Origin of the sequence: Streptomyces alanosinicus, assembly GCF_014650595.1 — a bacterium.
Lineage (GTDB): Bacteria > Actinomycetota > Actinomycetes > Streptomycetales > Streptomycetaceae > Streptomyces > Streptomyces alanosinicus.
This window is the reverse complement of the sequence record NZ_BMVG01000004.1, coordinates 313,217-326,772: the sequence shown is the minus strand read 5'-3', so window position 1 is coordinate 326,772 and position 13,556 is coordinate 313,217. Positions and strand designations below refer to the sequence as shown.

Annotated in this window: 13 protein-coding genes; 1 reads left to right on the top strand and 12 read right to left on the bottom strand. The window is 71.2% G+C overall.

Translation table 11 applies throughout. The features are described from left to right. Window positions 1-2 precede the first annotated feature (2 nt). From secD to pgsA, 12 genes are all read right to left on the bottom strand, one after another. The gene (gene secD / locus IE277_RS12320) at window positions 3-1,790 is read right to left on the bottom strand and encodes a protein translocase subunit SecD (protein WP_189951520.1); all 1,788 of its coding nucleotides are present in this window, start codon (window positions 1,788-1,790) and stop codon (window positions 3-5) included. A 142-nt stretch (window positions 1,791-1,932) separates the two neighbouring features. Continuing rightward, entirely contained in the window at window positions 1,933-2,436 is a 504-nt protein-coding gene (gene yajC / locus IE277_RS12315; protein WP_189951517.1) for a preprotein translocase subunit YajC, read from the bottom strand. Window positions 2,437-2,658: 222 nt separating this feature from the next. After that, window positions 2,659-3,729, bottom strand: coding sequence for a Holliday junction branch migration DNA helicase RuvB (ruvB, locus tag IE277_RS12310; RefSeq protein WP_189951515.1), 1,071 nt, complete (start codon window positions 3,727-3,729; stop codon window positions 2,659-2,661). Between the two features lie 40 nt (window positions 3,730-3,769). Further along, window positions 3,770-4,378: a Holliday junction branch migration protein RuvA gene (ruvA, locus tag IE277_RS12305; RefSeq protein WP_189951512.1), complete on the bottom strand. Its 609-nt coding sequence runs from the start codon at window positions 4,376-4,378 to the stop codon at window positions 3,770-3,772. Beyond that, a complete protein-coding gene (gene ruvC / locus IE277_RS12300) occupies window positions 4,375-4,914 on the bottom strand; it encodes a crossover junction endodeoxyribonuclease RuvC (protein WP_189951509.1) in 540 nt (179 codons plus the stop codon). Before ruvC ends, ruvA begins: the two co-directional genes overlap by 4 nt. A gap of 138 nt (window positions 4,915-5,052) precedes the next feature. Next, complete coding sequence (locus IE277_RS12295) at window positions 5,053-5,805, bottom strand: YebC/PmpR family DNA-binding transcriptional regulator (protein ID WP_189951507.1); 753 nt, start codon at window positions 5,803-5,805, stop codon at window positions 5,053-5,055. Between the two features lie 49 nt (window positions 5,806-5,854). Beyond that, window positions 5,855-6,460 carry a pyridoxal 5'-phosphate synthase glutaminase subunit PdxT gene (gene pdxT, locus IE277_RS12290; protein ID WP_189951505.1) on the bottom strand — a complete coding sequence of 202 codons (606 nt, stop codon included), beginning with the start codon at window positions 6,458-6,460 and terminating at the stop codon, window positions 5,855-5,857. A gap of 13 nt (window positions 6,461-6,473) precedes the next feature. Then, entirely contained in the window at window positions 6,474-7,379 is a 906-nt protein-coding gene (gene pdxS, locus IE277_RS12285) for a pyridoxal 5'-phosphate synthase lyase subunit PdxS (protein ID WP_189951503.1), read from the bottom strand. Window positions 7,380-7,504: 125 nt separating this feature from the next. Continuing rightward, entirely contained in the window at window positions 7,505-8,047 is a 543-nt protein-coding gene (locus IE277_RS12280; RefSeq protein WP_189951501.1) for a LemA family protein, read from the bottom strand. A gap of 212 nt (window positions 8,048-8,259) precedes the next feature. Beyond that, window positions 8,260-9,423 carry a glycosyltransferase family 4 protein gene (locus IE277_RS12270; RefSeq protein WP_189951500.1) on the bottom strand — a complete coding sequence of 388 codons (1,164 nt, stop codon included), beginning with the start codon at window positions 9,421-9,423 and terminating at the stop codon, window positions 8,260-8,262. Beyond that, a complete protein-coding gene (locus tag IE277_RS12265) occupies window positions 9,420-10,328 on the bottom strand; it encodes a phosphatidylinositol mannoside acyltransferase (RefSeq protein ID WP_189951498.1) in 909 nt (302 codons plus the stop codon). The genes IE277_RS12270 and IE277_RS12265 overlap by 4 nt, the downstream gene beginning before the upstream one ends. Beyond that, window positions 10,325-10,990: a phosphatidylinositol phosphate synthase gene (gene pgsA / locus IE277_RS12260; RefSeq protein ID WP_189951496.1), complete on the bottom strand. Its 666-nt coding sequence runs from the start codon at window positions 10,988-10,990 to the stop codon at window positions 10,325-10,327. Before pgsA ends, IE277_RS12265 begins: the two co-directional genes overlap by 4 nt. 294 nt (window positions 10,991-11,284) lie before the next feature. Between pgsA and IE277_RS12255 the strand changes: the two genes are divergently transcribed. After that, the gene (locus IE277_RS12255) at window positions 11,285-13,483 is read left to right on the top strand and encodes an elongation factor G-like protein EF-G2 (RefSeq protein WP_189951494.1); all 2,199 of its coding nucleotides are present in this window, start codon (window positions 11,285-11,287) and stop codon (window positions 13,481-13,483) included. Window positions 13,484-13,556 lie beyond the last annotated feature (73 nt).

Genomic DNA, 13,556 nt, shown 5'->3' with positions numbered 1-13,556 from the left:
GCTCAGGCCTCCTTCGGGTCGACAGGGCCGGCCACCGGGCCGGCGGAACGGCGGGTGCGGCGCAGGGGCGGCTTGGCGCCCAAGCCCTTCGGGTCCAGGCCGGACCACTTGTGGCCGTCCGCGAAGAACTTTCGGCGGGCGAGGAGTGTCATCAGCGGCTTGGTGAAGAAGAAGACGACGACGACGTCGAGCAGGGTGGTCAGACCGAGCGTGAACGCGAAGCCCTGGACCTTGCCGACCGTCACGATGAACAGGACGGCGGCGGCGAGGAACGACACGAAGTCGGAGACCAGGATGGTGCGCCGGGCCCGCGGCCAGGCACGCTCGACGGCGGGGCGCAGCGAGCGGCCCTCGCGGATCTCGTCCCGGATGCGTTCGAAGTACACGATGAACGAGTCGGCGGTGATACCGATGGCGACGATGGCACCGCAGACGGCCGGCAGGTTCAGCGCGAAGTGGATGGCCGGGCCGAGCAGCGACATGATCACGTAGGTGAGGATCGCGGAGACCAGCAGCGAGGCCATGGCGACGAGCGAGAGACCGCGGTAGTAGACCACCAGATAGAGGACGACCAGCGCGAGGCCGATCGCACCGGCGAGGAGACCGGCGTGCAGCTGCTCACCGCCGAGCGCGGCGGTGACGGTGGTGACGGACTGCTCCTGGAAGGACAGCGGCAGCGCGCCGTACGACAGCATGTTGGCGAGGCCCTGGGCCTCCTGCTGGGTGAAGCTGCCGGAGATCTCCGCCTGGCCGCCGGTGATGGCCTGCTTCACGAACGGGCTGGAGACGACCTCGCCGTCGAGGACGATGCCGAACTCGTTCTGCGGCTCCTGCTTCTGGGAGAGGGCGCCGGTGATGTCCGCGAACTTCTTGGCACCGCTGTTGGTGAAGGTCATCTGGACCTGCCAGCCGGCGGCGCCCTGGGTGTCGAAGACGGCCTGCGCCTTCTTCACCTCGGTGCCGTCCACGGCGGCCGGGCCCAGCACGTACTTGTACCAGACGTTCTTGGTCTGGCCGCAGCCCACCGTGGGCTCGCCGGGCTTGGCGGCGCCGCCGACCTTGGCCCGCGCGGCGGGCTTGGTGCAGTCCAGGGCGGCGTACTGGGCCTGGAGCTTGGCGGCGGCCGCGGCAGCGCCCGAGGAGGCCGACGGAGTGGCCTTCGGCGTGGGGCTGCCGGAGGCGGAGCCGCTCGGCGAGGGGGTGGAGCCGGCCTTCAGCGCGTCGGTGACGGCGCGGCCCTGGGAGGTCGGCGAGGCCTTGGGGGACGCGGTCGAGGACGAGGTCGCCTTCTCCTTGGAGGAGGCACCGCCGGAGGGGCTCGCGCTCGGCTTCGGCGAGGAGCCGCCGCTGGAGGAGGCGCTCGGCGACGGGCTCTGGGAGGCGGGGACGCTGGGCTCGCTGGCCAGGACCGGGCGGAAGTACAGCTTGGCGGTGGTGCCGACCTGTTGCTGGGCTTCCTTGGAGTTGGTGCCCTTGGGGATGTTGACGATGATGTTGTCGTTCCCCTGGGTCTGCACCTCCGCCTCGGAGACGCCGAGGCCGTTGACACGGCGGTTCATGATGTCGACCGCGGTGTCCATGTTGGCCTTGTTGATCGCGGACCCCTGGTCGGCCTTCGCCTTGAGCGTGATGCTCGTACCACCGGCGAGGTCGATGCCGAGACGCGGAGTGGTGTGCCCGGAGAGGAACATGCCTCCGGTCAGCGCCACGATGGCGATCAGGATCAGGGCCAGCGAGCGCCCTGGCTTGCTCTGGGCGCTCGCACTCCGGCCCCTCTTAGGTGCTGCCACCTTCTCGTACTCCCTCTCGGGCCGCTCCGCGCCCGGTCGGCGCGGTCGGCCATGACATGGTGTCGGGCTGTTCCGTACGGGAAACAGGCGCCCGGTGGTGCGCGGGGCGGATTATGCCGCGCGGCGCACCACCGGGGCGTGACTACTTCGCGTCGGAGTCGCCGTCGGTCTTCTTCGGCTCGTCCTCCGCCTTGGCCTCGGTCGCCTCGGCGGTGTCGGCGCCGTCCTCGCCGACGTCCTTCTTACCGAGGTCGACGGCCTTGTCGTCGGAGGCGGCGGCAGCGGGCGAGTCGGACTCGTCGGTCTCGGTGAGGGAGGAGGCGTCGTCCGGGACGATGTCGGTGTCGGCCTTCAGGTCGTGCTCGATGCCGTGGACGATGCGGTTGTACTCGTCGTCGGTGAGGACGGCGCCGATCGCGTTCTTGGCGAAGAGGAGCTCGACGCCCGGACCGGCGTCGAGGAGGACCGTGTCCTCGCCCACCTCCTTGACCGTCGCGTACATCCCCCCGATCGTGCGGACACCGGAGCCGGGCTGCATCTCGTTCCGCATGGTCGCGGCCTGCTGCTGCTTCTTCTTGGCCGAGCGTGTCATCAGGAACATGGCCGCGATGAGCACGATGAACGGGAGAAGGGTATAGGCATTCACGGGACGGAATTTCCTTCGCGCGACCGCGCGGGTGAGCGGCCTGATCGATGGGGGCTGGTCGGCACCGCCCGCAAAGGCGGCATCGGCGGAGTCTAAGCGAGTCCGCGCGCATGGAACAACGCTCAGCATGGCACCTGGGTTCCTGCTCGGGCCAATGCCTTCGCCGTCACGGAGACATCACGGAGCCGTCACTGCCCCGTCAACGGAGCCGTCACTGCCCCATCAGGTACCGAACAGGTCCTGTTGTCCGTTTCCCCCGGTCGCCGAGCGGGGCGGGGTCAGATCGAGGTGCGCCCACGCGGCGGGCGTGGCGACTCGGCCGCGCGGGGTACGGGCGAGCAGGCCCTCGCGGACGAGGAAGGGCTCGGCGACCTCCTCGACGGTCTCGCGCTCCTCCCCCACCGCGACGGCGAGCGTGGACAGGCCGACCGGGCCTCCGCCGAACAGTTTCAGCAGGGCTTCGAGGACGGCGCGGTCGAGACGGTCGAGACCGCGCGCGTCGACCTCGTAGACCGCGAGGGCGGCCGCCGCGATGTCGCGGGTGATGCGGCCGTCGGCCTTGACCTGCGCGTAGTCGCGGACGCGGCGCAGCAGGCGGTTGGCGATACGGGGTGTGCCACGGGAGCGGCCGGCGATCTCGGCGGCGCCGTCCGGCTCGATCTCGACGTCCAGCAGGTGTGCCGAGCGGTGCACGACGCGTTCCAGTTCGCGTGGTTCGTAGAACTCCATGTGCGCGGTGAAGCCGAAGCGGTCGCGCAGCGGGGGTGGCAGCAGGCCCGCGCGCGTGGTCGCGCCGACCAGGGTGAACGGCGGCAGCTCCAGCGGGATGGCGGTGGCGCCGGGGCCCTTTCCGACGATGACGTCGACGCGGAAGTCCTCCATCGCCATGTACAGCATCTCCTCGGCGGGCCGGGACATGCGGTGGATCTCGTCGAGGAAGAGGACCTCGCCCTCCTGGAGGGAGGAGAGGATCGCGGCGAGGTCGCCGGCGTGCTGGATGGCGGGGCCGGAGGTGATGCGGATGGGGGCGCCCATCTCGGCCGCGATGATCATCGACAGGGTGGTCTTGCCCAGGCCGGGCGCGCCGGAGAGCAGCACATGGTCGGCGGTGGCGCCCCGCGCGCGTGCGGCCCGCAGGACGAGGTCGAGCTGTTCGCGGACCTTCTCCTGGCCGATGAACTCGCCGAGGTCCTTGGGGCGCAGGGCGGCCTCGACGGCCTGGTCCTCCCCGTCGGCGGACGCACCGACGAGCCGCTCGGGGGCGGGGGTGTCGGTGGAGTCGTCCCAGTTCATATGCGTGTGCCTCGATCGTCGTGGGTCAGCGTCGCGGGGGTCAGCGGGCGCGGTTCAGGGTCTGCAGGGCGGCCTTCAGCAGCTGGCCCACCTGGGGTGTGCCGCCCGCGGCCTCGGCCTGGGGGGCCACGGCGGTGACCGCCTCGTCGGCCTCGCGGGTGGCGTAGCCGAGGCCGATGAGGGCCGCGTGCAGCTGGTCGCGCCAGCCCTGGGTGACCGGGGCGCCGATCGCGGGGGCCGTACCGAGGGGCTCGCCGAGCCGGTCCTTCAGCTCCAGCAGCAGTTTCTGCGCGCCCTTCTTGCCGATGCCGGGGACGGCGGTGAGCGCCTTCTCGTCGTCGGTGGCGACGGCGCGGCGCAGCGCGTCCGGGGTGTGCACGGCGAGCATGGCCTGGGCCAGGCGCGGGCCGACGCCGCTCGCGGTCTGCAGTAGCTCGAAGACCTGGCGCTCGTCGTCGTCGGCGAAGCCGTACAGGGTCAGCGAGTCCTCGCGGACCACGAGCGAGGTGTGCAGTTTGGCGGGCTGGCCGATACGGAGCGTGGACAGCGTGTTCGGCGTGCACTGGACGGCCATGCCGACGCCGCCGACCTCGACGACCGCGGCGTCGGGGGCGAGCGCGGCGACCGTGCCGCTGACGAAGGCGATCATGCCGTACGGCCTTTCGTTGCGTTGAGTGTGTGGCGGGCGACGGCCTGCTGGAGCCGGTTCTGCGCGGGGGCGCGCCAGATGTGACAGATGGCGAGCGCGAGGGCGTCGGCGGCGTCGGCGGGTCTGGGCGGTGCCGAGAGCCGCAGCAGCCGGGTGACCATGGCGCCGACCTGGGCCTTGTCGGCGCGCCCGGTGCCGGTGACGGCGGCCTTGACCTCGCTCGGGGTGTGCAGGGCGACGGGGATGCCGCGCCGGGCGGCGCACAGCATGGCCACGGCGCTGGCCTGGGCGGTGCCCATCACGGTGCGTACGTTGTGCTGGCTGAAGACGCGCTCGACGGCGACGAACTCGGGCCGGTGCTCGTCCAGCCACTCCTCGATGCCCTGCTCGACGGCGAGGAGACGGTGGCTCAGGTCGACGTCCGCCGGGGTACGGACGACGCCGACGCCGAGCATGGTGAGCGGACGGCCCGCGATCCCCTCGACGACGCCGACACCGCACCTGGTCAGCCCGGGGTCCACCCCCAGTACGCGCACCGCGCCCCCCTCCCCTCGATCGCCTGTTTGTGCAGGCTATCGGTTGGCACTGACAACGCCGTGCACCGGCGCCCGGCACGGCGACGGGCCGACGGGTTGTCCCGTCGGCCCGTGAGACCTGCGAAGCGCGCGGCAGCGTTACGCGTCGACCTTCTCCATGATCTCGTCGCTGACGTCGAAGTTCGCGAAGACGTTCTGCACGTCGTCGCTGTCCTCCAGCGCGTCGATGAGCTTGAAGATCTTCTTGGCGCCCTCCTCGTCCAGCTCGACCTGCATGGTCGGGACGAAGTTGGCCTCGGCGGAGTCGTAGTCGATGCCGGACTCCTGGAGGGCGGTGCGGACCGCGACCAGGTCGGTGGCCTCGCTGAGCACCTCGAAGGACTCGCCGAGGTCGTTGACCTCCTCGGCGCCCGCGTCCAGGACGGCACCGAGGACGTCGTCCTCGGTCAGCTCGCCCTTGGGGACGATGACGACGCCCTTGCGGTTGAAGAGGTACGACACCGAGCCCGGGTCGGCCATGTTGCCGCCGTTGCGGGTCATGGCGACACGGACGTCGGAGGCGGCGCGGTTGCGGTTGTCGGTGAGGCACTCGATGAGCACCGCGACACCGTTGGGACCGTAGCCCTCGTACATGATCGTCTCGTAGTCGGCGCCGCCGGCCTCGAGACCGCCACCGCGCTTGATCGCGGAGTCGATGTTCTTGTTCGGCACCGACTGCTTCTTGGCCTTCTGAACGGCGTCGTAAAGCGTCGGGTTGCCATCGATGTCGACGCCGCCCATGCGCGCCGCGACCTCGATGTTCTTGATCAGCTTCGCGAAGAGCTTGCCGCGCTTGGCATCGATCACGGCCTTCTTGTGCTTCGTCGTGGCCCATTTAGAGTGGCCGGACATCTGCCTGTCTCCTTCGCGTAACCCATCTCTGTACGGAACGCCAGAGATCCTACAAGGACTCGGGCGCCCGGTCGGCGCGCACCATGTCGACGAACAGCGAGTGCACGCGGTGATCGCCGGTCAGTTCCGGGTGGAACGACGTGGCGAGTACGTTGCCCTGGCGGACGGCGACGATGTGCCCTTCGTGCTCGGCGAGCACCTCGGCCGCGGCGCCCACGGACTCCACCCACGGGGCGCGGATGAAGACGCCCTCCACAGGATCGCCCGCGATGCCCCGCACGTCGACCGCGGCCTCGAACGACTCGTTCTGCCGACCGAAGGCGTTGCGGCGCACGATCATGTCGATGCCGCCGATCGTCTCCTGGCCCGAACGCGGGTCGAGGATCTTGTCGGCGAGCATGATCATGCCGGCGCAGGTGCCGTAGACGGGCATGCCGCCCCGCACGCGCGCGCGGAGGGGCTCCATCAGGCCGAACAGGACGGCCAGCTTGGAGATGGTGGTGGACTCGCCGCCGGGCAGGACGAGACCGTCGACCTCGGCGAGTTCCTCGGGGCGCCGCACCGGCCTGGCCACGGCGTCGGCCGCGGCCAGGGCGATGAGGTGCTCCCGTACATCGCCCTGGAGTGCCAGGACGCCTATGACGGGGGTGTTCATGTGTGTCGGTGCCTTACCAGCCGCGGTTGGCGTAGCGCTCGGTCTCGGGGAGGGTGTCGCAGTTGATGCCGACCATGGCCTCGCCGAGGTTGCGGGACGCGTCCGCGATGATCTTCGGGTCGTCGTAGAAGGTGGTGGCCTTCACGATGGCGGCGGCGCGCTTGGCCGGGTCGCCGGACTTGAAGATGCCGGAGCCGACGAAGACGCCCTCGGCGCCGAGCTGACGCATCAGGGCCGCGTCGGCCGGGGTCGCGACGCCACCGGCGGAGAACAGCACGACCGGCAGCTTGCCCAGCTCGGCGACCTCCTTGACCAGCTCGAACGGGGCGCGCAGCTCCTTGGCGGCGGCGTAGATCTCGTTGTTGTCGCAGCCGCGCAGCTTGGCGATCTCGCCCTTGATCTGGCGCAGGTGCCGGACGGCCTCGACGACGTTGCCGGTGCCGGCCTCGCCCTTGGAGCGGATCATCGCGGCGCCCTCGGCGATACGGCGCAGGGCCTCGCCCAGGTTGGTGGCACCGCAGACGAACGGGGTGGTGAAGGCCCACTTGTCGGAGTGGTTGACCTCGTCGGCCGGGGTGAGGACCTCGGACTCGTCGATGTAGTCGACGCCGAGGGACTGCAGCACCTGGGCCTCGACGAAGTGGCCGATGCGGGACTTGGCCATGACCGGGATCGAGACGGCGTCGATGATGCCCTCGATCATGTCCGGGTCGGACATACGGGCCACGCCGCCGTCCTTGCGGATGTCGGCGGGGACCCGCTCCAGGGCCATGACGGCGACGGCGCCCGCGTCCTCGGCGATCTTCGCCTGCTCCGGCGTGACGACGTCCATGATCACGCCGCCCTTGAGCTGCTCGGCCATGCCGCGCTTCACACGGGCGGTGCCGGTCTCGGGAGCCTGGTTCTCGGTGGTGGACACGGGTGACCTCGCTGATGTGAAAGAGGGTTTCTGCACCGACGAGAAAACGCGAGTGGACCAGGCCACAGCAAGGGCCAATGGCAAGCCGGTGGATCCTTTTCGTGCAGAGAGGGTTCCCCCGGGGTTCAGGAAGCCCGCTCCACCAGGGCCGCGGGGGGCTCGTCGTCCATCTCGAAGGCCAGCGGGAACGGGGCGTGCCCGGCCAGCCGGAACCAGCGGACCTTGCGGTGCTCGCGCAGCCTGCGGGCGGCCCCCACGGCGTCGTTGTGGAAGCGGCGGGCCATCGGGACCCGGCGTACGGCTTCGGCCAGCTCACGGGCCGCCTGCTCGCCGCCCGGCGCCTCCCGCACCGCCTCCACCTGGGCGGGGTCCTCGAACACCGCGCGCAGCGCCTGGCTCAGTTCGCTCTCGGCGACCTCCCGCTGCTCCTCCTCGGCCTGCCGGGCCCCGTGCGCGGCCTCGTACAGGACGATCGAGGCGGCCGGGTCCAGCACGCCCGAGGTCGCGAGTTCCTGTGCGACGGAGGCCCGGCGCAGCAGCTGTGCGTCGAGCGCGGCCCGCGCGGCGTCCATGCGCACATGCAGCCGGTCCAGCCGCCCGGCCGTCCAGCTGAGGTACACGCCGATCGCGACGAGTGCGACGAGGATCCAGATGAGGGTTGCGGTCACGGCCGAAGGCTATCGGCACGCTCCGGCCGCGCTCGAAGCCCGTCGCTCCCGGCGCATCGGTCCCACGAAGCCCATCGCTCACCCATGGACCCGCCAGGCCCGTCGCTCCGGCGAGGCCCGTTCGGTCCCGCCAGGCCCGTCGGCCCCGTGGGGCCCGTCAGCGCCGCCAAGCCCGTCAGTCCCAGGCCAGTCAAAGACTGCCCGCACGCCCGTCAGTCCCGGGCCAGTCCGAAGCGTGCCCGCAGGCCCGTCGTCCGCTCGTCCGCGGCGACCGCCGCCGCGCCGGCCGTCACCGTCTCGTAGACCGACAGGATGTCCGCGCCGACCGTCGACCAGTCGAACCGCCGCACATGGGCGCTGCCGCGTACGCGCAGCTCGGCACGGCGGGCCGGGTCCTCCAGCAGCCGTACGGCCGTCTCGGCGAGCGCGTCGGCGTCCTCGTTGGCGAAGACCTCGCCCGCCTCACCCTGGTCGAGGACCTGGACGAAGGCGTCCAGGTCGGAGGCGAGCACGGGCGCGCCCGCCGACATCGCCTCGACCAGGATGATGCCGAAGCTCTCGCCGCCGGTGTTGGGCGCGATGTACAGGTCGACGCTGCGCAGGAAGCGGGCCTTCTCCTCGTCGCTGATCATGCCGAGGAACTCCACACGCGCGCGTAGCTCCTTCGGCAGGTCCGCCACGGCGGCCTCCTCGTCACCCCGGCCGGCGACCAGAAGGCGCGTCTGCGGACGGGCGGCCAGGATCTTCGGCAGGGCCTTCATCAGCACCGGCAGGCCCTTGCGGGGCTCGTCGATCCGGCCGATGAAGCCGAGCGTGTCCCCCTGCCACTCGGGCTTGGGCTCGGCCTTGGCGAAGAAGTCCACGTCGACACCGTTGGGGATGACCACCGCGTCCCCGCCGAGGTGCTCGACCAGCGTCCGGCGGGCGTACTCGCTGACCGCGATCCGTGCGCTGATCTTCTCCAGCGCGGCCTGGAGGATGGAGTACGCGGCGATCATCGCGCGCGAGCGCGGGTTGGAGGTGTGGAAGGTGGCCACGATCGGGCCGGAGGCCGCCCAGCAGGTCAGCAGGCCCAGCGAGGGCGAGGTCGGCTCGTGGATGTGGACCACGTCGAAGGCACCCTCGTGCAGCCAGCGCCGCACCCGCGCGGCGGACAGGAAGCCGAAGTTCAGCCGGGCCACCGAGCCGTTGTACGGCACCGGGACCGCACGGCCGGCACAGACGACGTACGGCGGCAGCGGGGTGTCGTCGTCGGCCGGGGCGAGGACGGAGACGTCGTGGCCGAGGCGGATGAAGTACTCGGCGAGGTCGCGGATGTGGAACTGGACGCCCCCGGGCACATCCCAGGAGTACGGGCAGACGATCCCGATTCTCACGAGGGCCCTTTCGCGGGGTCGAGGTCGGCGAGCCACAGCCGCTGGAGCATGTGCCAGTCCTCCGGATGGTCGGCGATCCCGGTGGCGAAGGCATCGGCCAGCGCCTGTGTCATCACAGACGCCTTCTCGGCCCGCGTACCTGCCTCGGGCACCTCGATCGGGGGATGCACCTGCCCCTTCATGACCGGCGAGTCGTCGTACCAGAGCGTGACCGGCAGCAGCAGTGCGCCGGTCTGCTGGGCGAGCAGGGACGGGCCCGCGGGCATCCGGGTGGTCTCGCCGAAGAAGCCGACCTCCACGCCGGAGGCGGACAGGTCCCGGTCGGCGACCAGGCAGACCAGGCCGCCGTCGCGCAGCCGCCGGGCCAGGGTGCCGAAGGCCGAGCCGCCGCTGTGCGGCAGGACCTCCATGCCGAGGCCCTCGCGGTAGGCGACGAAACGGTCGTAGAGCGTCTCGGGCTTCAGCCGCTCGGCGACCGTCGTGAACGGTGTCCGGAGCTTGGTGGTGACCCAGGCGCCGGCCAGGTCGTAGTTGGCCATGTGGGGCAGCGCGAGGATCACGCCCCGCCCGGAGGCCAGCCCGTCGGTGAGGTGGTGGATGTCCTTGGGGTCGAAGCCGGTCTTCACGCGCTCCCGGCTCCAGGCCGGCAGCCGGAAGGACTCCATCCAGTAGCGCAGGTACGAGCGCATGCCCGCGCGCGACAGCTCCGCGAGACGCTCGGGCGTGGCGTCGGGCACCACGCGCGCGTAGTTGGACTCCAGCCGCTGGACGCCCTTGCCGCGCTGCTTCCAGGCGGCGTCGGCGATCGCACGGCCGAGACGGACCGCGACGGGTTCGGGGAGCTTCTTGACGGTGCTCCAGCCGAGCCCGTACAGCCCGTCGGTGAACCGTTCGGCGGCGCTCACTTCGCGGCCTCGCCGGCGCTCTGCCGAGCCGCCTCCTCCGCCTCGGCGGACTCGCGGCGGACGGTGACGACACGCTGGACGAGCGTGATGAGGCTGCCGACGGCGACGATCCACAGGGCGATCGGCAGCAGCCACTGGATGCCCGGCACACCGAACGTGTGCAGGCCCGCGAGACCGGCCGCGACCAGCGAGATCACCAGCCGCTCGGCGCGTTCGACGAGCCCGTTGACGGCGACCGGCAGCCCGATCGACTCGCCGCGCGCCTTGGTGTACGACACGACCTGGCCGCTGGCCAGACAGAAGATCGAGACGGCGCACAGGGCGTTGTCGTTCCCGTTGCCCGCGTACCAGAGCGCGAAGCCGCCGAAGATCGCGCCGTCGGCGACCCGGTCGAGGGTGGAGTCCAGGAAGGCACCCCAGCGGCTGGAGCGGCCCAGCTGGCGGGCCATGTTGCCGTCGACCAGGTCGGAGAAGACGAACAGGGTGATCACGATCGTGCCCCAGAAGAACTCGCCCCGGGGGTAGAAGGCCAACGCACCCGCCACCACACCGGCCGTGCCGATGAGCGTGACCGTGTCGGGGCTCACCCCCCGCCGGATGAGAAACGCGGCGAACGGTGTGAGGACACGCGTGAAGAATGCACGCGCGTACTTGTTCAGCATGGCCTTCCCGACGGTTGTGGCGCCTCGGCCCTGGTGGCCTCCGGCTGGCCCATCGTAGCCACGCGCGCGTGTGCGTGACGGGCGGGCACCCACGGCCCATGGCGTGAACCGGTGTGCGCCGCCGTGCGCGGGGCGTGCGAGACGTGCACGGCTGCCATGGCTGTCGTTCGTATGGACGCAACGTGACGGGAGTGGAAAGCTCGAATAACCGCGGGCGTCGACGGAGCCGCCACACCACGCGGGTCCCGCGTGTCCGCGCCCACAGTGACCTCACCGTGCACGGGAGGCAGGATCATGGGCGACAAGACCCAGACACACCCCGGAGCCGCCGGCAGGGCTCTTGAGGCCGACCAGCCCGCATCCGTACGGAATGTGGTGCTGGTCGGCCACTCCGGTTCGGGCAAGACGACCCTGGTGGAGGCCCTCGCGCTGAGCGCGGGGGCGGTGAACCGGGCGGGCCGCGTGGAGGACGGCGGCACCGTCTCGGACTACGACGAGATCGAGCACCGGCAGCAGCGCTCCGTACAGCTGTCCCTGGTGCCGGTCGAATGGGACGGCATCAAGATCAACGTCCTCGACACCCCCGGATACGCCGACTTCGTCGGGGAGCTGAGGGCCGGTCTGCGCGCCGCGGACGCGGCCCTCTTCGTCGTCTCGGCCTCGGACGGCGTGGACGGTTCGACCCGGATGGTCTGGGAGGAGTGCGCGGCCGTCGGGATGCCGCGCGCGATCGTGATCACGCATCTGGAGTCGGCGCGCGCGGACTTCGAGGAGATGACCCGCCGCTGCGCGGAGGCGTTCGGCGGCGACGACCCCGACGCGGTGCTGCCGCTGTATCTGCCGCTGCGCGCGTCCGAGGGCCCCGACGGGCACACGCCCGTGACCGGGCTGGTCGGGCTGCTGTCACAGAAGCTGTTCGACTACTCCAGCGGGGAGCGCAAGGAGTCCGAGCCCGGCGCGGACCAGCTGCCGGACATCCAGGAGGCGCGCAACCGGCTGATCGAGGGGATCATCGCCGAGAGCGAGGACGAGACCCTCATGGATCGCTATCTCGGCGGCGAGCAGGTCGATGTCAAGACGCTGATCGAGGACCTGGAGCGGGCGGTGGCCCGAGGCGCCTTCTTCCCCGTCCTGGCCGCCGCCCCCGCGGCCGAGGGCGCCAGACAGGGACTGGGCACGGTCGAGCTGCTGGAGTTGGTCACCGGCGGGTTCCCGACCCCGTTCGAGCATCCGCTGCCGGGGGTCAGCACCCTCGACGGCAAGCCACGGGAGCTGAAGGCGTGCGACACCGGCGGCCCGCTGGTCGCCGAGGTCGTCAAGACCGCCTCCGACCCCTACGTCGGCCGGGTCTCGCTGGTCCGCGTGTTCTCCGGCACCCTGCGCCCCGACCAGACGGTGCATGTCTCCGGGCACGGGCTGGCCGACCGCGGCCACGAGGACCATGACGTCGACGAGAAGGTCGGCGCCCTGGCCATGCCCTTCGGCAAGCAGCAGCGCCCGGTGACGCACGCCGTCGCCGGCGATCTGGTGTGCGTGGCCAAGCTCGGGCGCGCGGAGACCGGGGACACGCTCTCCGCGAAGGACGACCCGCTGCTGATGGAGCCCTGGCGGATGCCCGATCCGCTGCTGCCGCTCGCGATCCAGGCGCACAGCAAGGCCGACGAGGACAAGCTCTCCCAGGGGCTGTCCCGGCTGGTGGCCGAGGACCCGACGATGCGTCTGGAACAGAACCAGGACACCCATCAAGTGGTCCTGTGGTGCCTGGGCGAGGCGCACGCGGACGTCGCCCTGGAGCGGCTGCGCAGCCGCTACGGCGTCCAGGTCGACGTCGTCCCGCACCGGGTCTCCCTGCGGGAGACGTTCGCGCACAAGGCGTCCGGACGCGGGCGGCATGTGAAGCAGTCCGGCGGGCACGGGCAGTACGCCATCTGCGAGATCGAAGTGGAGCCGCTGCCGGGCGGCTCGGGCATCGAGTTCGTCGACAAGGTGGTCGGCGGGGCCGTGCCGCGCCAGTTCATCCCGTCCGTGGAGAAGGGCATACGGGCGCAGGCCGCCAAGGGCGTCGCCGCCGGGTATCCGCTGGTGGACGTGCGGGTCACGCTGCTGGACGGCAAGGCGCACTCGGTGGACTCCTCCGACGCCGCCTTCCAGACCGCGGGCGCGCTCGCGCTGCGCGAGGCGGCGGCCGACACGAGGATCCATCTGCTGGAGCCGGTGGCCGAGGTGTCCGTGCTGGTCGGCGACGACTACGTGGGCGCGGTGATGAGCGATCTGTCCAGCAGGCGCGGCCGGGTGCTCGGCACCGAGCAGGTGGGCTCGGGACGGACCCTGATCCGGGCCGAGGTGCCCGAGTTCGAGATCGGCCGGTACGCCGTCGACCTGCGCTCGCTCTCGCACGGCACGGCCCGCTTCGACCGCTCCTACGCCCGGCACGAGCCGATGCCGCCGCAGATCGCCGAGCGGATCCGCGAACAGGCGGGCGACAACGCGTAGTTCACCGGCCCTCGGCGGGTGTGCGGGCGGGCGGCTTCGGCCGTCCGCCCGCGGGTTGTCGGTGGCGGCGGAT